24 protein-coding genes are annotated in these 20,958 nt (G+C 71.5%); 11 read left to right on the forward strand and 13 right to left on the reverse strand.

The genetic code is table 11. From position 1 onward, the window contains the following. The first annotated feature begins 46 nt into the window (after nt 1-46). Entirely contained in the window at nt 47-193 is a 147-nt protein-coding gene (locus tag ACYQ8L_RS15280) for a CcmD family protein (protein ID WP_459942676.1), read from the forward strand. Nucleotides 194-195: 2 nt separating this feature from the next. After that, nucleotides 196-771, forward strand: coding sequence for a tetratricopeptide repeat protein (locus ACYQ8L_RS15285; RefSeq protein ID WP_459942677.1), 576 nt, complete (start codon nt 196-198; stop codon nt 769-771). Nucleotides 772-946: 175 nt separating this feature from the next. Here ACYQ8L_RS15285 and ACYQ8L_RS15290 read toward each other — a convergent pair whose 3' ends face one another. From ACYQ8L_RS15290 to ACYQ8L_RS15300, 3 genes are all read right to left on the reverse strand, one after another. After that, a complete protein-coding gene (locus tag ACYQ8L_RS15290; RefSeq protein ID WP_459942678.1) occupies nt 947-2,257 on the reverse strand; it encodes a c-type cytochrome in 1,311 nt (436 codons plus the stop codon). A gap of 104 nt (nt 2,258-2,361) precedes the next feature. Then, nucleotides 2,362-3,327 (reverse strand): DUF5666 domain-containing protein, encoded by a 966-nt coding sequence (locus ACYQ8L_RS15295; protein ID WP_459942679.1) that lies wholly within the window; start codon nt 3,325-3,327, stop codon nt 2,362-2,364. Continuing rightward, nucleotides 3,324-4,172, reverse strand: coding sequence for a DUF6502 family protein (locus ACYQ8L_RS15300; RefSeq protein ID WP_459942680.1), 849 nt, complete (start codon nt 4,170-4,172; stop codon nt 3,324-3,326). Before ACYQ8L_RS15300 ends, ACYQ8L_RS15295 begins: the two co-directional genes overlap by 4 nt. Before the next feature lie 188 nt (nt 4,173-4,360). Here ACYQ8L_RS15300 and ACYQ8L_RS15305 point away from each other — a divergent pair, with 188 nt between their 5' ends. Genes ACYQ8L_RS15305 through ACYQ8L_RS15340 form a run of 8 tightly spaced genes read left to right on the forward strand, consistent with a single transcriptional unit; the run spans nt 4,361 to nt 11,947 of the window. Further along, a complete protein-coding gene (locus ACYQ8L_RS15305; RefSeq protein ID WP_459942681.1) occupies nt 4,361-5,362 on the forward strand; it encodes a biotin--[acetyl-CoA-carboxylase] ligase in 1,002 nt (333 codons plus the stop codon). After that, a complete protein-coding gene (locus ACYQ8L_RS15310; RefSeq protein ID WP_459942682.1) occupies nt 5,359-6,144 on the forward strand; it encodes a type III pantothenate kinase in 786 nt (261 codons plus the stop codon). Before ACYQ8L_RS15305 ends, ACYQ8L_RS15310 begins: the two co-directional genes overlap by 4 nt. A 31-nt stretch (nt 6,145-6,175) precedes the next feature. After that, nucleotides 6,176-8,254, forward strand: coding sequence for an elongation factor G (gene fusA / locus ACYQ8L_RS15315; RefSeq protein WP_459942683.1), 2,079 nt, complete (start codon nt 6,176-6,178; stop codon nt 8,252-8,254). Nucleotides 8,255-8,257: 3 nt separating this feature from the next. Beyond that, on the forward strand, nt 8,258-9,223 hold the full coding sequence (locus tag ACYQ8L_RS15320; RefSeq protein WP_459942684.1) for an SPOR domain-containing protein: 966 nt from the start codon (nt 8,258-8,260) through the stop codon (nt 9,221-9,223). Continuing rightward, nucleotides 9,220-10,275 carry a hypothetical protein gene (locus ACYQ8L_RS15325; protein WP_459942685.1) on the forward strand — a complete coding sequence of 352 codons (1,056 nt, stop codon included), beginning with the start codon at nt 9,220-9,222 and terminating at the stop codon, nt 10,273-10,275. Before ACYQ8L_RS15320 ends, ACYQ8L_RS15325 begins: the two co-directional genes overlap by 4 nt. A 54-nt stretch (nt 10,276-10,329) precedes the next feature. Then, nucleotides 10,330-10,776 (forward strand): MOSC domain-containing protein, encoded by a 447-nt coding sequence (locus ACYQ8L_RS15330; RefSeq protein WP_459942686.1) that lies wholly within the window; start codon nt 10,330-10,332, stop codon nt 10,774-10,776. A gap of 5 nt (nt 10,777-10,781) precedes the next feature. Next, on the forward strand, nt 10,782-11,273 hold the full coding sequence (locus ACYQ8L_RS15335) for a MogA/MoaB family molybdenum cofactor biosynthesis protein (protein WP_459942698.1): 492 nt from the start codon (nt 10,782-10,784) through the stop codon (nt 11,271-11,273). Next, on the forward strand, nt 11,258-11,947 hold the full coding sequence (locus tag ACYQ8L_RS15340) for a FecR family protein (RefSeq protein ID WP_459942687.1): 690 nt from the start codon (nt 11,258-11,260) through the stop codon (nt 11,945-11,947). Before ACYQ8L_RS15335 ends, ACYQ8L_RS15340 begins: the two co-directional genes overlap by 16 nt. A 19-nt stretch (nt 11,948-11,966) precedes the next feature. Here the strand turns inward: ACYQ8L_RS15340 and ACYQ8L_RS15345 are convergent, their stop codons facing one another. The 10 genes from ACYQ8L_RS15345 to surE form a co-directional block, all read right to left on the reverse strand. Then, complete coding sequence (locus tag ACYQ8L_RS15345) at nt 11,967-12,863, reverse strand: deoxyribonuclease IV (RefSeq protein ID WP_459942688.1); 897 nt, start codon at nt 12,861-12,863, stop codon at nt 11,967-11,969. Between the two features lie 43 nt (nt 12,864-12,906). Next, complete coding sequence (locus ACYQ8L_RS15350) at nt 12,907-13,332, reverse strand: type II toxin-antitoxin system VapC family toxin (RefSeq protein ID WP_459942689.1); 426 nt, start codon at nt 13,330-13,332, stop codon at nt 12,907-12,909. Continuing rightward, nucleotides 13,329-13,607, reverse strand: a complete 279-nt coding sequence (locus ACYQ8L_RS15355) for a type II toxin-antitoxin system Phd/YefM family antitoxin (RefSeq protein ID WP_459942690.1) — start codon at nt 13,605-13,607, stop codon at nt 13,329-13,331. The genes ACYQ8L_RS15350 and ACYQ8L_RS15355 overlap by 4 nt, the downstream gene beginning before the upstream one ends. Before the next feature lie 77 nt (nt 13,608-13,684). Further along, complete coding sequence (locus ACYQ8L_RS15360) at nt 13,685-14,200, reverse strand: adenine phosphoribosyltransferase (RefSeq protein ID WP_459942699.1); 516 nt, start codon at nt 14,198-14,200, stop codon at nt 13,685-13,687. A 103-nt stretch (nt 14,201-14,303) separates the two neighbouring features. Continuing rightward, complete coding sequence (locus ACYQ8L_RS15365) at nt 14,304-15,182, reverse strand: sigma-70 family RNA polymerase sigma factor (RefSeq protein WP_459942691.1); 879 nt, start codon at nt 15,180-15,182, stop codon at nt 14,304-14,306. Between the two features lie 412 nt (nt 15,183-15,594). Next, nucleotides 15,595-16,347, reverse strand: a complete 753-nt coding sequence (locus ACYQ8L_RS15370; protein ID WP_459942692.1) for a peptidoglycan DD-metalloendopeptidase family protein — start codon at nt 16,345-16,347, stop codon at nt 15,595-15,597. 21 nt (nt 16,348-16,368) lie between these two features. Further along, nucleotides 16,369-16,854 carry a TIGR00725 family protein gene (locus tag ACYQ8L_RS15375; RefSeq protein WP_459942693.1) on the reverse strand — a complete coding sequence of 162 codons (486 nt, stop codon included), beginning with the start codon at nt 16,852-16,854 and terminating at the stop codon, nt 16,369-16,371. Beyond that, entirely contained in the window at nt 16,851-17,492 is a 642-nt protein-coding gene (locus ACYQ8L_RS15380) for a protein-L-isoaspartate(D-aspartate) O-methyltransferase (RefSeq protein WP_459942694.1), read from the reverse strand. The genes ACYQ8L_RS15375 and ACYQ8L_RS15380 overlap by 4 nt, the downstream gene beginning before the upstream one ends. A 2-nt stretch (nt 17,493-17,494) precedes the next feature. Continuing rightward, nucleotides 17,495-18,871, reverse strand: a complete 1,377-nt coding sequence (locus tag ACYQ8L_RS15385) for an NAD(P)/FAD-dependent oxidoreductase (RefSeq protein WP_459942695.1) — start codon at nt 18,869-18,871, stop codon at nt 17,495-17,497. Beyond that, complete coding sequence (surE, locus tag ACYQ8L_RS15390) at nt 18,868-19,632, reverse strand: 5'/3'-nucleotidase SurE (protein ID WP_459942696.1); 765 nt, start codon at nt 19,630-19,632, stop codon at nt 18,868-18,870. Before surE ends, ACYQ8L_RS15385 begins: the two co-directional genes overlap by 4 nt. Nucleotides 19,633-19,816: 184 nt before the next feature. Between surE and ACYQ8L_RS15395 the strand changes: the two genes are divergently transcribed. Then, the gene (locus ACYQ8L_RS15395; protein ID WP_459942697.1) at nt 19,817-20,596 is read left to right on the forward strand and encodes a TrmH family RNA methyltransferase; all 780 of its coding nucleotides are present in this window, start codon (nt 19,817-19,819) and stop codon (nt 20,594-20,596) included. The last annotated feature ends 362 nt before the right edge of the window (nt 20,597-20,958 follow it).

Consider the following 20,958-nt stretch of genomic DNA (forward strand, 5'->3'; position numbering starts at 1 on the left):
CTTCTAGCTTTCTAGCTTTCCAGCCTTTGACATGGAGAACGGACAAATGACCAAGCAGACGTTCGTGGTGTTGGCGTACATGGCCATCTGGGGCGGGCTCGCCCTCTACGTCGCGGAGCTCGCCCGGCGGCAGGCACGGGTGGCCCGGCAGATCGAGGCCCTCAGGGAGCGGCTCGGCCGCGGGGAGGAGTAGCCATGGAGGCCGTGCGCACCCGCAGAGAGGCCGTGACCCTGGGGTTCTTCGGGCTGGTGGTGGTGGCGGTGACCCTGATGACCGTGTACTACCTGGGGGGCGGGGCCCCCAAGGGCCGCGACGCCCACGTGCAGGCCCAGACCACCGCCCTCCGGAACCAGGCGGCCCGCCTGGAGGCCTCCCTCCAGGCCAACCCCAACGACCTGGAAACCCTGGTGGCCCTGGGCGACACCTACCTGGAGCTTCGGCAGGGTCGCAAGGCCCTGGCCGTGTTCGAGAAGGCCGAGGCGCTCGCCCCGGACGACATCCACGTGCTGAGCGACCTGGGCACCATCTACCAGCAGACCGGACGCTACGACGACGCCCTGGCCAAGTTCGGCCGGGTCGTGGAGCTGGACCCGAACCAGCTCGGAGCCGTGCTCCACATGGGCATCATCTACCGCTACCGCAAGGGCGACGACGCCAAGGCCCTGGAGATGTTCAAGAAGGTCCTGGAGGGCATGCCCGATCCCCGGCTCGCGGAGATGGCCCGCCGGGAGATCGCGAAGATCGAAGGCAAGGGGGCTGGCACCCCGTAGCTCTGCGGCTCCTCCGAAAGCGAGCGCCCCCGTCCCGTTCACCGGGGCGGGGGCGCTCGTGGTTTCGGGGTGGACCGATTCATACCAAGTTGCCATCCATCGCATACGGATCCGGGGGCGGGGCAAGGGACCTGCCTCTGGGCAGGGGGCCAATAGTTTCGAAAGCAACTCGGTATCAGTTGGCGTCCAGAAAATCCGCCACTGCCTGGATCTCGGCGTCGGTCAGGGTGTTACCCATGTGGTTCGAGCCGCCGCCGAACTTGCTGGACACCAGGGCCCCCTTCCCGGAGAGATCCCTGCCCCCGGAGGTGTCATAGGAGCCCAGGCGGTGGCACAGGGAGCAGATGCTATCGTACACCGCCTGTCCGTCGGCCAAGCTGGGGGCCTGGGAGCCGGTGTCCGCCGGGGGGGTCTGGGTTCCCGTGTCCACGGGCGGAGCCTGGGAGCCCGTGTCCGTCGGCTGGGTCCCGTCGGCGGGCGAGCCGGCCTGGCCGCTTAGGAACGCCGCCAGATCCGCGGCATAGGGGACCAGATCGGGAAACGCCGGCATCCCCAACTCCTGCCCACCGTCGTCGGACTCTTCGCCGTCGTCGTCCCCCATGGCGCCTTCGTGCTCCTCGCCCTCGTCCTCACCCCGGAGGAGCACCTCGGCCAACTCGTGGGCCGACACGCCCCGGACCGACTCGCCCGACGTGCCGCCGGAGCCGTCGTCGCCGTGACAGGCGGCGCAGCCGTTGTCCGTGTACACCCCGGCACCCACGGCCGCATCCCCAACCTGCCCCATGCTCCGGTCGTCGTCCACGCCGTCGTTGTCGTGGTCGTACCGCATCGCATCTTCCGTATCCGCCACGCCGTCGCCGTCGTCGTCCTCGTCGTCCCGGTCGACCACGCCGTCGTTGTCGTGGTCCTTGGAGGTGTCCACTCCGGCCACCTGATCCAGGTCGTCAGGGATGCCGTCGTTGTCGTCGTCGGAGTCGGCAAAGTCAGGGATGTGGTCGCCGTCGTTATCCTCGGGCTTCTCCATGTGCTCGGCGGGCGCCAGAGGATCGCCGTCCCCCTGCATCTCGACCTCCCGGCGGTCGGGGTCCACGTCGAGGGTGCCCAGCACCAGGTGGGTCACCCCTGCCGGCACCCCGAAGTCGGCCCGCCCAGCAGCCGGGTCGTACACCGCCCCGCCCAGGGGACCCATGTCGTCGCCCACCACGATCACGTAGGTGTGCCCGGCCGGCACGCGCAGCTCGAACGAGTCGCCTGCCTGGAGCGCCTGGGCCGAGTCCTGCACGGCTCCGGTCTCGTCCACCGCCTCCACGTAGAAGTCCCCTGCCGTGGCCGCCACCGTCCGGGCCGCCACCCGCGCGGCCCCGCCGGTGCCCAGGGTGCCGGTGAGCGTGGCCGCGTCGGTCGAGGTCCCGCTCCCGCTTCCCCCGCCGCAGGCGGTCAGCAGCAGGGCCAGGCCCAATGCCGTTCCGATCCGAAGTCTGTTCATGGTACCCTCCTCGTGCGCGTTGTGCGGGCCCGATGGTGGCCCGCGGGTTGCATTTGGCCCCGCCCGGCTCCGGCCAAGAACCCGGGCGGGGCCCCTTTGTGCCCTCAGTCGTCCTCGCCGCCCTGAATCTCCACCTCCCGGGCGACGATGATCCCGTTTTCCACGGTTCCCTCCACCTCGACCCGCAGGCCCGGCCGCAGATCGGCGGCGCCGCCGCCCTCGAACTTGGCGCCGGAGGCGTCCACCTCGGTGCCGTCGAGGGTGAACCAGGTACCCACCACCACGTTCACGACCCCCGAAACCTCGGCGTCGTGACCCTCGGGGAAACCCTCCTCACCAGCCTCGATCCGCTCCGCCACGAGCACGTCGCCCTCCAAGTGACCGTGCACCTCGACGGTCGCCCCTTCCGTTGGTAGGACTAGTCCTTGGGGCACGCGGATCTGCTGCTCGCCTACCGAAAACGTCCGGGCGTCCGAATCCACCCCTTGGGCCGGGCCCGACACTTTGACCTCGTCCGCCGCCGGGTCAAACGGTCCCACGGCCCGCACGAAGGTTGCCCGGAGGCTCCCGTCGGGCTCGTCCAGTCCGCTCACCTCCACCAGGTCGCCGACCTGGGGCCCCGCGCCGCCCTCTAACCGGGTGGATTCGACGACGCGGACGGTCCGGCCCAACACCTGGAACGCGGCACCAGATGCCGATGTCACGACGCCGCGGATCGTGCTCTCGTAGCGCACCACCTCGGCCTCTCCCGGCACGTATCCGGCCGGGGTGGTCTCCCCGGGCCGGTAGGTTCCGGTGATCCGAACGACCATGCCCTCGCGAAGATCCTGCTCAGCGGCCGGTGCGCCCTCCACGAGCACGGTCGCCCCGGCGGGCAGCTCGAACTTCACCCCGTTGACAATCACGCTCCCGAACCCCTGAATCGGCCCCTGGGCCGTCACGGCCACGCTGCCCGTGCCGCCGATCCCTCCCCCGGGACCGCCGTCGAGGGACGCGGTTCCCCCGCCGCTGCCGCATCCGGCGGCCAGCAACGCGGCCCCGATCAGCCCGAGGTTCCTTTCCCGTTTCATCGTTCGTCTCCTGAGCCCACATTGCCCCCCTCGTCCTCGGGCTCCTCGTGCCAGAACACCCCGAACCGCACCCGGCTCCGGGGGCCGGGATCGCCGGGGGCCAGGTGGTCGGCCAGCACCCGGTCGAGCGTCTCCAGCACCCGCTGCCCTTCCTGCGCCGCGAGCTCCCGCACCCCGGACACCGCGGCTGCGGGAACCCCGCGATAGGCCACGTGGCGCTGGGGCCAGCGCGCCGCCGGCTCGGCGGTGAGGTTGTGGTCGATCGTGGCGATCAGAGCGCTCACGTCCTCTCCCAGCACGGCGAGCCTCTGGGGATCCGCCCCCTGGGGCAGGTAGGCGCGCGTGCGCAGCCGCACCCGGCCGTCGGGCAGCCGTTCCACGGTTCCGGTACGCAGCAGTTCGTCCAGGACGGCCCGCGGCGGCACGTCGGCGCCGAACCGCGCGACGAGCTCTGAAAAGGTGGGGCCATCGCCGTCGAAGGGAAGGAGAAGGGGCTCGCCGAGCTCGTTTCGGTACCGGGCCTCCCGGGTCCAGGCCGATACGATCCGGGAGGCCCGGTGGAACCGCTCCACCTCGTCCTCACCGCCGGGGGGCGGCATCTCCTGGAGCCGCTGGACCTCCTTGCGGGAGAGCCCGGTGAGCACCGAAACCCGCGAGCGCGTCTGCTTGCGGCCGGGAAGCCCAAACTCCCGGGTGGCCACGTCCACGTAGACCCAGCGTGCCAACTCGGAAAACACAGGGTACGGCACGCCGTGGCGCAGGAGCACCCGCGCCAGGGCCCGCAAAATGGAGCGGGCCGCGGCGAGGAGAGCCTTGTGGGTGGCAGAGGGGGCTTGCTCGGACATGTTTTGGGATTTTATTCCCAAATTATCCACCTGTCAACCCCTTTCCCCTCCTCCGTGTGCCCGCGGCCTCCTGCCCGTTGACACCCCCGGAACCCCTCTGCTACTAAGGCGTTTCCGTTTGCGCGCGGGCGTTGCCCGCCGCTTCCGTTCACCCCCAGATTCCGGTCACCGGAAACCGCGGGCACCCCATGGCCGAACCCCTCGCGGACCGCGTCTTACGGCTCCTCCTGGCCGCCGAACCCGGGGCGCTCTCCGGCGAGGACCTGGCCGGGCGCCTGGGCGTGACCCGGTCCGCCGTGTGGAAGGCGGTGGAGGAGCTGCGCCGGAACGGGTACGAGGTCCGAAGCCTCGCCGGTCGGGGCTACCGCCTGGAGCGGCCGGTTCGGGGCCTGCGGCCGCCCGAGATCGAAACCGCCCTGACGACGCAACGCCTCGGCCGCCCCGTGCGCTACCTGCCGGAAACGTCGTCCACCAACGCCGAGGCCGACCGGTGGGCCGAGGAGGGAGCCCCGGAAGGGGCGCTGGTGGTGGCCGAGCACCAGACCCGGGGCCGGGGCCGGCGGGGCCGCACCTGGGCCGACATTCCCGGCGAGAGCCTCCTGTTCAGCCTTGTCCTTCGCCCGGACCTCCCCGCCGCCGCCGTCCCCCCCCTCACCTACGTGGCCTCGGCTGCCCTGGCGGAGGCCCTCGCCCACTGGGTGCCCCGCCAGGCCATCGAGATCAAATGGCCCAACGACGTCCTCCTTGGGGGCCGCAAGGTGGCCGGCATCCTGCTGGAGATGCGGGCCGAGGCCCAGGCGGCCCGCCACGTGATCCTCGGCGTGGGCCTGAACGTCGGGGGGACGGGCCACGACCTCCCCGAGGAGCTCCGGCCCCTCGCGACCACCGTGGCCGAGTGGGCCGCCCCGCCGGCGCCCGACCGGTTGGCCGCCCTCGCCGGCTTTCTTCGGGCCCTCGAACCCCTGTATGATCGCTTCGTTCGGGCGGGGTTCGCCGGCGTCCGCGAGGCCTGGCAGGCGTGGTTTCGGGGCGCCGGCCGCTCCGTTCGGGTCTTCACCCCCGCCGGCCCGGAGGAAGGGGTGGCCGAGGGGCTCGATCCCGAGGGCGCCCTGCTCCTCCGCCGACCCGACGGCACGCGCGCCCGGGTGCTGGCCGGCGATCTCGAATACGTCACCACGAGGGCCCCATGACGCCTTCCGCTCCGCTTTTTCTGGCCGTGGACGTGGGCAACACCCACAGCTGTCTCGGGGTGTTCGAAGGCCCCGATCTCACGGCCCACTGGCGGATCGCCACCGACCCGCGAAAAACGCCCGAGGAGCTCGGGATCCTGCTCCGGAGCCTCTTCGACCTCGGGGGCATCGGGCTCGACCGGATCGGGGGGGTGGCCATCTCCTCGGTGGTTCCGGCGTTCACCCCCACGCTGGCGGCTGCTTCGCGCCAGTACCTCCACCGGGACCCCCTGGTCGTGGGCCCAGGCATCCGGACCGGCATGCCGATCCGGTACGAGGACCCCCGTGAGGTCGGCGCCGACCGCATCGTGAACGCGGTGGCCGGGTACGAGAAGTTCCGGCGGTCGCTCATCATCGTGGATTTCGGAACGGCCACCACCTTCGACTACGTGGACCCCTCGGGGGCCTACATGGGCGGCATGATCGCCCCGGGCCTCCAGATCAGCATGGAGGCCCTGTTCGCCCGGGCCAGCAAGCTGCCCAAGGTGGCCCTGGAGCGGCCGCCCCGGGTGCTGGGCCGGAACACGGTCCACTCCATGCAGTCGGGCATCGTGTTCGGCTACGCGAGCCTGGTGGACGGGCTGATCGAGCGGCTCCGGGACGAGGTGAAGGACGAGCCCCTCGTCGTGGCCACCGGGGGGCTCGCGCCCCTCATCGCCCGGGAAACCCGCCACATCGAGAGGGTGGAGGAGTTCTTGACCCTGGAGGGGCTTCGGATCCTATACGAACGCAATCAGGGGTAGTCGTCGGTTTCTCCAACGGAAAGGAGCGGGCATGAAACGGTACGACGTGGACAAGATCCGCAACGTGGCTCTGGTGGGACACGGCGGAAGCGGCAAGACCAGCCTGGGGGAGGGGATGCTCTTTTGCGCCGGGGTGACGACGCGCCTGTGCAGGGTGGACGACGGGACCTCGGTGCTCGATTTCGAACCCGAGGAGAAGGATCACAAGTTCAGCATCTCCGCGTCCCTGGCCTGGCTCGAGCACAAGAAGACCAAGGTGAACCTGCTCGACACCCCCGGCTACGATGTCTTCATCTACGAGGCCCAGGCCGCCCTCCAGGCCGTGGACGCGGCGGTCGTGGTGGTGGGCCCCGAGGCAGAGATCAAATTCGAGACCGAGAAGGTCTGGCAGACGGCCGACGAACTGGGCCTCCCCCGGGCCGTGGTGGTGAACCGCCTCGACAAGGAGAACGCCCGGTTCGAGGCGGCGCTGGAGGCCCTGCGGGCCGCCTTCGACGCCACGTTCGTGCCGATCCACCTCCCCATCGGCCAGGACAGCGCCTTCAAGGGCTACGTGGACCTCCTGGCCCAGAAGGCCTACACCTTTGCCGACGACTCCGGGAAGCCCCAGGAAGGGCCGATCCCCGACGACCTCGCCGACGCGGCCGCGTCGGCGAGGGAGCAGCTCGTGGAGCACCTGGTGGAGACCGACGACGAGCTCATGGAAAAGTACTTCGACGGCCAGGACATCACGGCCGCGGAGCTCGCCCGGGCCCTTCGTGCGGGGGTGGTGAGCCGGCAGTTCGTGCCGGTGCTCGTGGGCTCCGCCGCCAAGAACATCGGCACGGCCGCGCTCCTGGACCTCATCGTGGACGCGTTCCCGAGCCCGGCCGACCGGGGCGCCGTGGAGGGCGAGGGCCCGGGCGGGGAACCCGTGACCCGGGAGCCGACCGACGACCAGCCGTTCTCGGCGCTCGTCTTCAAGACCCTCTCCGACCCCTTCGCCGGCCGGCTCACCCTGTTTCGGGTGTGGAGCGGCACGGTCTCGTCGGACTCCACGGTCTGGAACGCGAACCGGCAGGTGGAGGAGCGGATCGGGCAGATCCTGGCCCTGGTGGGCAAGGACGGAAAGCCCGTGCCGGTGGCCGGACCCGGCGACATCCTGGCCGTGGCAAAACTCAAGGAGACCCGCACGGGCGACACCCTGTGCGACAAGGCGAACCCCGTGGTGTTCCCCTGGATCGCCCCTCCCGAACCGCTCATGACCTACGCCGCCTATCCGAAGGCCCGGGGCGACGAGGAAAAGATGAACCAGGCCCTGCGCCGGATCCAGGACGAGGATCCCACGATCCAGGTGCGGCGGGAGGACCAGACCCACGAACTGCTGGTGTCCGGCATGGGCAAGCTCCACCTCGACATCGCCTGCGAGCGCATCAAGCGCAAATTCGGGGCCGACGTGGTCCTCCAGAAGCCCAAGATCCCCTACCGGGAGACCATCAAGAAGAGCACCAAGGTCCAGGGCCGGTACAAGAAGCAGACGGGCGGACGGGGCCAGTTCGGCGACACCTGGCTCGAGATCAAGCCGCTACCCCGGGGCGAGGGGTTCCGGTTCATCGACAAGATCGTGGGCGGCGCGATCCCCAAGCAGTACATCCCGGCCTGTGAGGAGGGGGTCAAGGAGGCCATGGCCGGCGGCATCCTCGCCGGATACCCCATGGTGGACGTGGAGGTCACCCTGTTCGACGGCAAATACCACGAGGTGGACTCCTCGGAGATGGCCTTCAAGATCGCGGCCTCCCTCGGGTTCAAGAAGGGCGCCGCCGAGTGCAACCCGGTGCTCTTGGAGCCCATCATGGAGGTCACCGTGCGGGTGCCCGATGCCTACATGGGCGACGTGATCGGCGACCTGAACTCCCGGCGGGGCCGGGTGCTGGGGGTGGACCCGGAAAACGGGATCCAGGTCATCCGGGCCCACGTGCCCCTAGCCGAGATGCTCGAGTACGCGCCGGATCTTCGGTCGATGACCGCGGGGCGGGGCGTGTTCACCATGCGCTTTGACCACTACGAGGAGGTTCCGCCCAACATCGCCGAGAAAATCGTGGCCGAGGCCAAGGCCGAGGAGCAGGAATAGCCGGTGGCGGAGCATCCCGAGCCTCCCGAAGAAGCGCCCCGGAACGGGGAGCCCGAGGCTCCCGCGACGGATGCCCCCCCGGAGGCGCCGGCGGAAGCGGCGGCCCCCTCCGGGGGGGCCGACACCCCGGAACCGGCCACTCCGGCGGCCCCGCGCCGGGGCGGCTGCGTCCTCTGGCTCGTCCTCCTCGGGGTCCTGGGGTTCGTGGCGGTTCAGGCGGCGGGGATCCTCCTTCGCGATCCCCTGGAGGGCCGGAGGGCGCTCACGGCAAATCCCCGGCCCCTGCCCCAGGGGGAGAGGGCGGCGGAGGCGCCCCAGGGATCCCGGTTCGGACCGGACGTGACCGAGGTGGCCGTGGCCCCGGCTTCCGCTCCCCCGGCCCCCCGGCGGGACGAACCGGCGCCCCAGGCGGCCCCGGAGAAGCCGGAGCCGCCCGCTCCGCCGGCCCCCGCGCCGAAGGCCGAACCGGTACCGGAGGCGCCCGAGACGCGCCCGGCCAAACCGCCCCCGGCGCCCCCTTCCCCTCCCGGGGCCGCCGCCCCCGAGCGGCCCTTCGCCCTCCAGGTGGGCATGTTCCGCAGCCAGCTCTACCGGGAGGAGATGGAGGGCCGGCTGCGCCGGCTCGGGCTCCCCGTGTTCTTGCACCGCACCCAGCGGAGGTCGAAGGGGTTTCGCGTCGCCCTCGAACCCGGGGGCAATCCGGCCTCGGCCCGGGCGGCGCTGGCCGAGGCCGGGTACGAGGTGGAACCGGAGGGGGAGGTTTTGGCCTATTTCTACCTGGAGAAGGAGGCGAAGAAGGCGGCGGGCATGTTGCGAAAACGGGGGATCCCGGCCCGGGTCGAACCCTACGAGGGCCCCTTCCCGGTGTGGACCGTGTACGCCGGGCCGTTCACCCGGGAGGAGGCCGAGGCGGCCCAGGCGTCGTTGCAGCAGCAGGGGATCCGGGCGTACCTGAGGGAGAGCCCGTGAGCGAGGTCGACCGCTGGGCCTCGCCGGACGCGCCCCTCGAGGCGAGGCTCGCCGCGGCCCGGGGCCTGGTGCCCCTCCCGCCCCGGGACCTGATGGAGACCCTCGCGGCGCTGGCCGGAGACCCCGACCCGTCCGTTCGGGCTGCGGCCGCGCGCACGTGGGACGAAATTCCGGCGAACGTCCTCCAGGCGGCCCTGGACGACCCGGGGATGTCCCCGCGCGCCCTGGAGCACCTGGCCCGGCGCAAGGACCTCCCCCGGGCCGTCCTCTTCGGGCTCCTCAGCCACCCGCGCCTCACCCCCGGTGCCGCGGCTCCCTTCGCGGACTCCGGGGATCCCGAGGTGGTGGCCCGGCTCGCCCGGAACCAGCGGTTCCTGCTGGGGTGTCCCGCCCTGGGCCGACGGCTCCTGGCGAACCCGGCCCTCCCGCCGGGGGAGCGAAGCCGCCTCGAGAGCCTGTTGGGCGAGCCGGCTCCGGCGGCGGACGAACGAGCGGGCGTCCCCTCCGGTCCGGAACCTCCCGCCGACGAGGGGGCTGATCCGGGGGACGACGCCGGGGTGGCCGACGAAACGCTTCCGCCGGCCCTGCCGCCTGCGCTTCTCGACGACGGGGCCGAGGAACCCCAGACCGAGGCCGAGCGGGAGAACCTCTACCAGATGGTCCGGTCGCTTTCGGTGGCCCAGAAGATCAAGCTCGCCATGCTCGGGTCCAAATCGGCCCGGCGGCTCCTGGTGCGCGACCGGAACAAGGCCGTGGTGCGGGCCGTGGTCCAGAGCCCCAAGATCCGGGAGGACGAGGTGCTCGCCATCGCCCAGGACCGCACCGTGGCCGAGGAGGTCATCCGGATGATCCTCCAGCGCCGCGACTGGATGAAGAGCTACCCGATCCGGCTCGCCCTGTGCCAGAATCCCAAGACCCCGTTGCCCCGGGCCCTGCGGCTCCTGGAGACACTCCAGGACCGGGACCTCCGCCAGATCTCGAAGAGCCGGAACGTGCCGAGCCCGGTGTCGAGCGGCGCCACCCGGGTCCTGGCCCGGCGGGGCAAGATCTGATCTCGATGGGCTCGCCCCGGGGCGTTGCCCGGGGGGAGCCGAGGGAGAAAACCGATGGCCGAAATCGTTTCCATTAACGTGAGCAAAACCAAGGGGGTCCGAAAAACCCCGGTGGACGCCGTGGAGATCGGGCCCGAAGGGCTCGTGGGCGACGCCCACGCCGGCGACTGGCACCGCATGGTGAGCCTGCTTGCCCTGGAGAGCGTGGACAAGATGCGCGCGGCCGGGCTCGACGTGAACCCCGGGGACTTCGCCGAGAACCTGACCACCCGGGGCCTCGACCTCCTGGCCCTGCCCCTGGGCACCCGGCTCCGGGTGGGCGACGAGGTGGTGCTGGAGCTCACCCAGCACGGCAAGGAGTGCCACACCCGCTGCGCCATCTACTACCAGGCCGGGGACTGCGTCATGCCCCGGGAGGGGGTGTTCGCCAAGGTGATCCGCACGGGCACCGTGCGGGTGGGGGATCCCGTGGAGGTTCTCACCGGGGAGGCCGAGCCGTGAGCCGGGTGTGGCGGGTGGGGATCCTGACCCTCTCCGACCGGGGGGCCCGGGGGGAGCGGGAGGACCTCTCGGGGCCGGCGATCCGGGACGTGCTGGCCGAAGGCCCCTACCGGGTGGAGCGCTACGACGTGATCCCCGACGACCGGGAGCGCATCGCCTCCACCCTGATCGCCTGGGCCGACGGGGGAGGGCTCGACCTCATCCTGACCACCGGGGGCACCGGCGTGGCCCCCCGGGACGTGGCCCCCGAGGCCACCCGGGACGTGATCGACCGGGAGGTGCCCGGCATGGCCGAGGCCATGCGGTGGGCGAGCCTCCAGAAAACGCCCCACGCCATGATCTCCCGGGCCGTGGTGGGCATCCGGGGGACGGTGCTCATCGTGAACCTGCCCGGAAGCCCCAAGGCCGCCAGGGAGAACCTGGAGGTGCTCCTGCCGGCCCTGCCCCACGCCATGGAAAAGATCCAAGGGGACCCCTCGGAATGCGGCCAAGGCTAGCCACGGTTCTGCTCCCGCTCCTCCTGTGGCTCGGGGCCTGCGCGTCCCTGCCCTGGCCGGCCCAGGCCCCGCCCCGGGTGCTCCACCCCCAGGTGGGCCGGGTCGAGGGGGAGGCCTGGATTCGGCCGCGCCACGCCCGCGAAGCCCGGCCCTTGACCGGGCCCGTGCTCCTGGAACCCGGCGACACCGTGTTCACGGGCCCGGCCGGCAAGGTGGAGCTCCTTCTGCCCGAGGGTGCGGTCCGGCTCTTCGGGGACGCCGAGGTCCGGGTGCCCTTCGCCTTCGAGGGCCGCACCCCGGTGTGCCGGGAGCTTCGGGTGGAGGAGGGGGAGGTGCTGGTGCGGCGCTGGGCCGAGGCCCCGTTCCAGGTGCGCACCGACGCCCTGGAACTCGATCTGCCCCGCCCCGTGACCGTGCTCGTGGCCCGCCGGGGGGAAACCGAGGTCGTGGAGGGCCTCGAGGGGGAGGCCGAGGCCCGGAACGTCTCCGTCCGCGGCCAGACCGTGATCCGGCTGAAACCCGGCATCCACGCGGCCCTGGCCGTTCGCGAGGCCCGCCTCGAGGTCGAGACCCGCCGGTTCCCCAACCGGTGGGCCCAGTGGGAGAAACCCGGCGTCTTCACGGCCGGCGCGCTCCCGCCGCCTGCTCCCCAGACCCCGCCTTCCCAGGACTGACCTTCCACCTCTCCCGATCTTACCGGCCGCGCCGGTACCGGCGCGCCCGGGCCAGGTTTTTCCGGTCGGGGCCCTGGCGGTCGAAGCCGGGGGTTTCGATCACGAAGGGTACGGTCCGAAGAACCGGGTGGCGCACCCACCGGGCCAGGGCGCGGCCGCCGATCTCCCCCTGGCCCAGGTTCTCGTGCCGGTCGCGGCCGGAGGCGAACGGGGTGGAGGAGTCGTTGAGGTGGACGAGCCCCACGGCCCCGGGGCCGAGGTCCCGCTCCACGGCCGCCAGCCACCCGTCGAGGCCCTCGGCCGTGTGGGTGGGCACCCCGGCGGCGAAAAGGTGGGCGGTGTCGGCGCAGATCCGGGTGCCGGGGCCCAGCGCCCGCACGAGGGCCACGAGGTCCTCCAGGCTCGAGCCCACCGAACCCCGGGTTCCGGCCCCGGTTTCCAGGAAGTAGGGCACGCCCGCCCCGGCCTCGTCCCGGGCCCGCTCCAGGGTCTCCCGCACCCGTTCGAGGGCCGTCGCCCGGTCGGCGTCCTTCGCGTGCCCCACGTGGACCACGAGGCCCAGCGCCCCCAGGCCCGCCGTGTAGGCGAGCCCCCGGGCGAGGGCCCCGACGGATTTTCGCCGCACCTCCGGGTCGCCGGAGGCCGGGTTCACAAGGTAGATGGCGTGGACCACCACCGGGATGCCCGAGGCCCGAAATGCCTCGGCCGCCCGGGCGAGGGCCTCCTCCCCGGGCCAGGGGCTCTCCCAGGTGCGGGGGCTACCCGGGAACACCTGGGCGGCCTCGGCCCCGAGCTTGACGGCCCGCTCCCACGCGGCCACCGGCCCCCCGGCCACCGACACGTGGGCGCCGATGGGGGGGCCGTCGGGCTGTGACCGGGAGCGGGGGGGGACACCGGCGGGACGGGTTCGGGTCAACGGGAGGGGCCTTCGAGACGCACCCCGCGGAGCGGGCCGCGGATCAGGAAAACAACCGAAGGCCCGCAGAGGCCGCGCACCGGGACAACCTCTCGTCGTAGCACGCGAACGTGACAGCGGACCGTGCCTGTTCTTGGATGAGAAGGGCCGAGGCCAAATGGATCGCGTCGAAGCCTCGCAGGGGGTGCTCCAGAACCAGTCTCGCTACGCGCTCGTTCACCTCCTCGCCCAGGGGCACCCTCGCCCAGGCCGAGAACGCTCGCATAAACCGCCGGCGAACCAGCCCGTGCTTGCCCTCGTCGAGATCGCCCTCCCTCGCGCGACGGGCCAGGGCCGCCAAGGTCTCCGCCCAGGCCACTTCGGAAGTCGCGACAAACTTCGCAGCCGCGACCGCCTCCCGGATCTCGGCGCTGGCCGGTTCCCGGATGAAGCATTTCACGACGGCGCTGGTGTCGCAGTACAAGATCACCGCCGGTCCTCGAGCACCGTTTCCGACAGCGGCCGGCCGGGGATCTCCACCAACTCAAAGTCCAACAGCGGTTTCCCGGCCCCTTCGGGCAGCCGGACAAGCCCCCGCGCAGCCATCTCCCAAAGCCCCCGGATCTCCGGGTCCGGCCCCGATTCCGGGACCAACCGCGCCACGGGTCGGCCCCGATCGGTGATAATCACGGGTTCTCCCCCGCGGGCCAGACGAAGGTAATAGCTCAACCGGGCCTTGAGCTCCCGAACGCCTACCGTGTGCATGCCGCCTCCCTTGTGACCACACACTGACTATGTGGTCACAGCCTACGGTCCCCCGTTTTGCGGGTCAAGGGCGTGGGTTAAAACTGGATCAGGCTGTGGACCGGCACGTCCTGGAGCTTTTCGCGGCCCTGGAGGAAGGTGAGCTCCGCCAGGAATGCGCACTCCACCACCTCGCCGCCCATGCGCCGGATGAGATCGATCACGGCGCGCACGGTGCCCCCCGTGGCCAACACGTCGTCGGCGATCAGCACCTTCTGGCCCGGCTCGATGGCGTCCTGGTGGATCTCTAGGGTGTCGGTGCCGTACTCCAGCTCGTAGCTCACGGAGTGGGTCTTGTAGGGGAGCTTCCCCGGCTTGCGTACCAGGATCACGCCCTTGTTCAGCTTGTAGGCAAGCGCCGAACCCACCACGAACCCCCGGGCCTCGATGCCCACCACCACATCGATGGGCTGGTCCAGGTACCGGTGGCCCAGGAGGTCCACGGCCCGGTTGAAGCTGGAGGCGTCCCGAAGGAGCGTCGTGATGTCCTTGAACACGATACCGGGCTTGGGGAAGTCCTGGATGTCGCGGATTTTCTGCTTGAGTTCGTCCACCACGGCGCGTCGCCTCCTTCCGTGAAAAGGTGAATTTCCATGGCTAGGCTGGCCGGCCCAGGCGCGTGCCCGGCACCAGCCCGGCCGAGGACCTTTCGGGGCGTCAACACAGCTCACCGAAGGGCACCCGGTTCCGGGCGGCCATACGGCGCAGTTTCCGAAGCGCGTTCGTCTCGATCTGTCGGATTCGCTCCCGGGTCACCCCGAACATCCGGCCGATCTCCTCCAGGGTATGGGGTTCCTCTCCCCCCAGGCCGAACCGCAGCTCCAGCACCCTGCGCTCCCGGGGCCGGAGCTCCTGCAGCCAGGATTCCAGCACCCGTAGCCGGTCGTCCTCGAGCACCACCTCCTCCGGGTCCTGGACCGAGGGATCCTCGATCACGTCCTGGAGGGTGTAGTCCTCGTCGGTGCCCAGGGGCTGGTCCAGGCTGAAGGTCCGGCGCGCCAGGGCCAAGAGCCGGCGCACGTGCTCGAGGTCCCGGTCGATCTTTTCGGCCAGGGCCTCCACGTCGGGCTCGGTTCCCTCCTTCCCCCGGATCTCCTCGGCCGCCTTGCGCAGGCGGTTGATCTCCTCGGCCACGTGGACCGGCAGCCGCACCGTGTCGGCCTGGTTCACCAGGGCCCGCTCGATGGACTGGCGGATCCACCAGGTGGCGTAGGTGGAGAACCGGCACCCCTTGTCCGGCCGGAACCGCTCCACGGCGCGGATGAGCCCCAGGTTCCCCTCCTCGATGAGGTCCAGGAGCGGTAGGCCCCGGTTCAGGTACCGCTTAGCGATGGTGACCACGAGCCGGAGGTTGCTCTCGATCATCCGCTGCCGGGCACCCGCGTCGCCGGCCTGGATGCGGGCGGCGAGCTCCTTCTCCTCGTCCGGGGTGAGCAGACGGGTCTGGCGGATCTCCGTCAGGTAGATGGAGATCGTGCTCGGCGTGTACTGCCGGGCCGCCTTGCGCTGATCCGCCCCGTCCCGTCGATCGTGCATGGATCTCCTCGGCGCTCTGCGGCTAGGACGCTAGGAGGCTAGGAGGCTAGGACGCCAAAATCCTTTGGGATTCCAGCGTCAGCGACTGTCCCAACCCGTGGGAGCGGCTTCCAAGCCGCGACGCCCCTTCTTTCGGGCCTCGCGGCCCCGATCGCGCCTTGGAAGGCGCTCCCACACCGGGCCCCTGACTCCGGCGTTACGGTCCTGCGTAGCCGGGCCCCGACGGGGCCCTGGGGAGCTTCCAAGTAACTTCGGTCGTCGGTCGCCGGTCTCGCGGTCTTCGGTCCCTTGGTCCAGACTGCGGCGCCGTCCCGTTTGCCGAAAGCGAAAAGATGTTGTTCTTCCGAGCTGGTGCCCCGCGGCCCACGGGAAGTTCCATGGTACCGGGAAGGACGGTCTCCGGGAAAGCCCGTTACGATCCGGAGAAAACCGACCGCGGGTCCACGGGTTCCTCGCCCCGCCGCACCTCGAAATGCACGTGGGGCCCCAGGCCCCGGCGGCCCGGGCCCGAGGTGCCCACGACCTCGCCCTCCTCCACCCGCTCACCGCGGTCCACCCCCACCGAGGCGAGGTTCCCGTACACCGTGTAGAGGCCATCCGGGTGCCGGAGCACCACGAGCCCGCCGTAGGCGGGCGAGGGGGTTCCCGCGTAAGCCACCTCGCCGGAGAGCACGGCGCGCACCGACGTGCCCTCGGGCACGGCCAAGTCCACCCCGCGGCTGCCCCGCTCGGGCGCGAACTCCCGCACGATCTTCCCGGCCACCGGCCAACCCACGGGAGCCCGGGGCAGGCTCTCGGCAACCGGAGGCTTCGCCGGCGCCGGGGAAGAGGGCGAAGCCCCCGGCCGGGGCGTCGGTGTGGCCTCGGCCGGAGGCAACCGAGCGGGTTCGGCCCGCCCCGGGCCCGGCGGCTCGCCCCGGGACGCCGCCCCCCGGGATCCACCGGGCACGAACACCACATCCCCCGGCCGGACCTTGTCCTCCGGCCCCAGGTGGTTGAACCGCCGCAGTTCCGCCTCGGCCACCCCGTACCGGGCCGCCAGCCGGGACAGGGTTTCCCCGGGCTCGACCCGGTGTCGCACGGCGTAGGGGGTCCCGCAGGCCGCGAGGGCCGCCGCCAGGAGGATCCCCCGCCATCCGCTCCCCACACCTCCCCTGGATCCCATGGCTCCTCGCATGTCCGGGGATCAGGCCCCCGGTGGGCGCTCACCCCGCCGCACGAGCTCCAGCGCCCGGCTCACCGCCTCCTCCGGGTCCTCGCACACCTCTACCCCCTCCAGGTGGCGCCAGGCTCCCACCGCGACCACGGGACGCCCTACCTTTCGGGCCAGGGCGATCTCGCTCAGGGTGCCCCAGGAACCCGGAAGCGCCACCACGGCATCCCCCGACTGGACCACGAGCACGTTTCGGGCGTGGCCCAGACCCGTGGGGATCACCACGTCGGCCCAGGGATTGGCGGCCCGTGGGTCGGCCCCGGGCAGGATGGCCACCGCGGTTCCGCCAGCCTCCCGGGCCCCGCGACACGCCGCCTCCATTGCCCCGCCGAGCCCCCCGCACACCACCATCGCCCCGGCCTGGGCCACGGCCCGGCCCACCCGCCGGGCGAGGCCGTAGATGGCCGGGTCCGCCGCTCCCGCCCCCACCACGGCGATCTGAATTCTTCGCTCGCTCAAGCGCTCCCCACCCCCTCGCGCAAAGGGACGAACCGGCACGGGTCCAGCTCCTCCTCGGCCCAATCCTCCGGCCCCCGCACCCACCGGACGATCCGCTGGGCGTCGCCCTCGCCTACCGGGGCCACGAGCCGGCCTCCGGGCCTCACCTGATGGAACAGGGCCTCCGGAATCTCGGGGGCGGCCGCCGTGACCAGCACCGCGTCGAAGGGGGCCTGATCCGGCCAGCCGGCCCGCCCGTCTCCGGGGCGGATCTCCACGTTCCGAATGCCCAGGCGGTCGAGCCGCGCCCGGGCCCGCACCGCGAGGGGCAACACCCGCTCCACGGTGAACACCCGCTCCGCGAGGAAAGCGAGCACCGCGGCCTGGTACCCCGAACCCGTGCCCACCTCGAGAATCCGGTCCCCGGGTCTGGGGTCCAGGGCCGCCGTCATCCGGGCCACGGTGGAGGGCTTGGTGATCGTCTGGCCGTGGCCGATCGGAAGGGCCTCGTCCCGGTAGGCCCGGCCCCACAGGGCCTCGTCCACGAACCGGTGCCGGGGCACCCGCTCCAGGGCCTCGAGCACGCGAGCGGGGCACTGGGCCAGGTGCCGCGCCAGGTCCTCCACCAAGCGGCGCCGGGCGGCCGCGAACCGGTCCAACCTCACGCCTCCAGGGCCGCGCGGGCCGCCCACACCCCCGAGGCGCTGGCCTGCATGAGTCCCCGGCTCACCCCGACCCCGTCGCCGGCGCCGAACAGCCCCCGGATCGGGGTTTCGAGCCGGGAGTCGAGCTCGAGGCGGTTCGAGTAGAACTTCACCTCCACCCCGTAGAGCAGCGTATCGGGCTCGGCGAGCCCGGGGCAAAACGCGTCGAGCGCGTAAATCGTTTCAATGAGGTCCGTGAGGTGCCGGTGGGGCAGAGCGAACGAAAGGTCCCCCGGGGTGGCGTCGTGGAGGGTGGGCGGCACCGACACCTTGGAGATCCGCTCGGGGGTGGAGCGTCGGCCCGCCGTGAGATCGGTGAACCGTTGCACCAGGATCCCCGCGCCGATCAGGTTCGCCAGTCGCGCGATGGAGCGGCCGTAGGCGATGGGGTCGTCGAAGGGTTCCGTGAACGCGGTTTTCACCAGCAGCGCGAAGTTGGTGGCCGCCGTCCGGTGGGCCGCGTAGGCGTGGCCGTTTACGGTGAGACAGTCCTCGTACACCTCGTGGACCACCTCGCCCCGGGGATTCATGCAGAAGGTGCGCACCTCGTCCCGGAACGTGGGGGATTCGTAGTAGAGCTTGGCCTCGTAGAGCACCGCGGTCACGGCCTCCATCACCTCGGCCGGGCACTCCACCCGCACCCCGATGTCCACCGGGTTCGGCCGGGTTCGGATCCCAAGCTCGGCCGCCAGTTCCCTCACCCAGCCCGCACCCAGCCGGCCCGGGGCCAGCACCACCACGGGGGCTTCCTCGAGCGCCTCGTCGGTCCGGATGCCCCGCACCCGGCCCCGATCCACCTCCACACCTCTGCACGGGGTGTGGAACCGGATCTCGACCGACCCGGCGAGCTCCCGGTGGAGGCTCGCGAGAACCTGCCGGCACACTTCGGTCCCCATGTGGCGCACCGGGTTCTCCACCAGCACCAGCCCGGCGGCCTCGGCCCGATCACGTAGCTCCTGCCACTCGGGCACCTCGGCACCGTACACCTCCTGGGGAGCGCCGTGGGCCCGCCACACCCCGTCCACCTCGTCCAGAAGCTCCCGGAGGGTCGGCCCGGGAACGAACTCCCCCAAGAACCCTCCCACCTGGGGCGAAAGGCTCAGCTTGCCGTCGCTGAACGCCCCGGCCCCGCCCCACCCTGACAGGAGCTGGCACGGCACGCACCGCCGGCACCCCTGGGCCACCTCCCGGCGCGGGCAACGCCTCTCGCCCAACCCTCCCCCCTTTTCCACGAGGAGAACCCGCTTTCCGGCCCGGGCGAACTCGCGGGCCGCGAAGATCCCGGCCGCCCCGGCTCCGACCACGATGGCGTCCCACGATCCCACCTTCGTCACCCCTCCGCGCCGGCGTCCCAGGTCCAGCGCGCCAACTCCCCCAAGAAGATTCGGTCGGTCAGGTCGGTACGGATCGGGGTCACCGAAGCGTAGCCCTGCTCCACCGCCTCCACGTCGGTATCGCCGGTTCGCTCCACCCGGCCCAACTCCCGCACCCCAATCCAAAAGTACTCTCGCCCCCGGGGGTCGTGCTTGCGCACCACCCCGCTGCCGTACACCCGCTTCCCCTGGCGGGTCACCCGGATCCCCTTGATTTCGCTGTACCCATCGGCGCTCGGCACGTTCACGTTGAGGAACGTGCCCGCCGGGAGCCCCCGTTTCGCCACCGTCCGGGCCACCCGGACGGCCACCTCCGCGGCGGCGCCGAACCGCGCCTCGGCATCGGCTGTGACCGAAACGGCGAAACTCGGAACGCCCATGAGGGTGCCCTCCAGGGCCACGGCCACGGTGCCCGAGTACGTGAGGTCGTCGGCCAGATTGGGCCCGTGGTTGATTCCGGCCACCACGAGGTCGGGAGCGGTTTCGAGAAGCCCGTGGAGGCCCAGGTGGACACAGTCGGTGGGGGTCCCGTCGACGGCGAACCAGTCGTCCCGAATCGGGGTCAGCCGCAGCGGCCGGTGGAGGGTGAGGGCGTGCCCGACCGCGCTGCGCTCCCGGTCGGGGGCCACCACCACCACCCGTCCCAGGACCGAGAGGGCCCGAGCCAGGGTGGCCAACCCTGGGGCGTGGATGCCGTCGTCGTTGCTGAGGAGAATGAGCACGTCGTCTCGTGTCCGTGAGGCTTAAGTGTCCGGCGCGCCCGAAGGGAAGGGGGAGGAAACCTCGCGGGACCAATGTGTCTTCGTTTACCTTGAGCCGGGGGGCGGCGTCAACCGACGGGGGCTTTCCCCATGGCCCTCCACCGCGCTAGAAGAACGCTCCCCCCAAGCGGAAGGAAGGCGTAGGATGTCACCCCGAAACCCAAGAACGAGGCCCCCCACCCGTGCTTCCCCAACGGCCCCCGTGACCGTGTACGGCCGGAACGCCTGCCGGGCCCTCGCCGAGAGACGGCCCGGCGATGTGCTCCGGGCCTTCCTGACCGAGGAGCGGGTCGGGGAGTTCGGGCCCCTCCTCCGGCACCTCGCCCGGCGGCGGTCGCCCTATCGGGTGGTGGGGCCTGAGGAACTCGAACGGATCTCGGGGAGCTGGCACCACGAGGGGATCTGCCTGGTGGCGAAACTCCCCCAGGCCCCAAATCCGGAGGAACTCGCGACGGGACCCGGCCCGGCCCGGGTTCTGGCCCTGGCCGGCGTGTCGAACCCCCACAACCTGGGCGCGATCGTCCGCACGGCGGCCCATTTTGGGGCCCGGTGCGTTCTCACCGAGGGCGGATCGGGGCGGCTTCCGCCGGCCGCCTGGCGGACCGCCGAAGGGGGGGCGGAATGGGTACCGGTGCTCCGCGGGCGCCTCCCGGCGCTGCTCGCCCCGTTTCGAGGCCGGGGCTTTCGCGTGATCGCCACGTCGAGCCACGGGGGGGAGGACCTCTTCCGGGCGGCGATGCCAGAACGGGTCGTGTTCCTCCTCGGCGCCGAGGGCCCGGGACTCCCCCGGGAAGCCCTGGAAGCGGCGGACCTCGCGGTCCGGATCCCCGGAACGGGGTGGGTCGAAAGCCTCAACGTCGCCACCGCCGCCGGGATCCTGCTGGCCGAGGCCTGGCGCCGGCACACCGAACCGCGGCAGGGATGACCCACGGCGAGGCGCGGCGAGGTGAGGGGCCGCACCCGGTTCTCCACCCCCCCCACCCGCTGGTTTCCGTAGCAACGACGGGGATCTGACAATACTTCCGTTGGTGTTATGACTCCAGCGGCTAAATAGCCACGGTCGGGGGCATGGGGCCTGCTGGAGCGCCGGGCGTGGCTCCTACAGTGGCCGGATGCTGCGCTCACGCACGGCCGGAAGCAGGCCCCATGCCCTGGCGACTCCCTTGCGCGCCTCTTTTGGCGCCGGGTTGACAGTAGATCTCTCGCGAGAATCGCCCGTAGACATTCTGACTATTTTGATCTATTCTCGTTTAGACCGTTTCGGACGACGGGGGGAGGAGGTGCGTG

The organism is Deferrisoma palaeochoriense, from assembly GCF_054656955.1.

Excerpts from the sequence above, each read along its gene's own strand:
- ACYQ8L_RS15280 (WP_459942676.1), top strand. The coding sequence starts at position 47 with ATGACCAAGCAGACGTTCGTGGTGTTGGCGTACATGGCCATCTGGGGC.
- ACYQ8L_RS15285 (WP_459942677.1), top strand. The coding sequence starts at position 196 with ATGGAGGCCGTGCGCACCCGCAGAGAGGCCGTGACCCTGGGGTTCTTC.
- ACYQ8L_RS15290 (WP_459942678.1), bottom strand. The coding sequence starts at position 2,257 with ATGAACAGACTTCGGATCGGAACGGCATTGGGCCTGGCCCTGCTGCTG.
- ACYQ8L_RS15295 (WP_459942679.1), bottom strand. The coding sequence starts at position 3,327 with ATGAAACGGGAAAGGAACCTCGGGCTGATCGGGGCCGCGTTGCTGGCC.
- ACYQ8L_RS15300 (WP_459942680.1), bottom strand. The coding sequence starts at position 4,172 with ATGTCCGAGCAAGCCCCCTCTGCCACCCACAAGGCTCTCCTCGCCGCG.
- ACYQ8L_RS15305 (WP_459942681.1), top strand. The coding sequence starts at position 4,361 with ATGGCCGAACCCCTCGCGGACCGCGTCTTACGGCTCCTCCTGGCCGCC.
- ACYQ8L_RS15310 (WP_459942682.1), top strand. The coding sequence starts at position 5,359 with ATGACGCCTTCCGCTCCGCTTTTTCTGGCCGTGGACGTGGGCAACACC.
- fusA (WP_459942683.1), top strand. The coding sequence starts at position 6,176 with ATGAAACGGTACGACGTGGACAAGATCCGCAACGTGGCTCTGGTGGGA.
- ACYQ8L_RS15330 (WP_459942686.1), top strand. The coding sequence starts at position 10,330 with ATGGCCGAAATCGTTTCCATTAACGTGAGCAAAACCAAGGGGGTCCGA.
- ACYQ8L_RS15340 (WP_459942687.1), top strand. The coding sequence starts at position 11,258 with ATGCGGCCAAGGCTAGCCACGGTTCTGCTCCCGCTCCTCCTGTGGCTC.
- ACYQ8L_RS15355 (WP_459942690.1), bottom strand. The coding sequence starts at position 13,607 with ATGCACACGGTAGGCGTTCGGGAGCTCAAGGCCCGGTTGAGCTATTAC.
- ACYQ8L_RS15365 (WP_459942691.1), bottom strand. The coding sequence starts at position 15,182 with ATGCACGATCGACGGGACGGGGCGGATCAGCGCAAGGCGGCCCGGCAG.
- ACYQ8L_RS15370 (WP_459942692.1), bottom strand. The coding sequence starts at position 16,347 with ATGGGATCCAGGGGAGGTGTGGGGAGCGGATGGCGGGGGATCCTCCTG.
- ACYQ8L_RS15395 (WP_459942697.1), top strand. The coding sequence starts at position 19,817 with ATGTCACCCCGAAACCCAAGAACGAGGCCCCCCACCCGTGCTTCCCCA.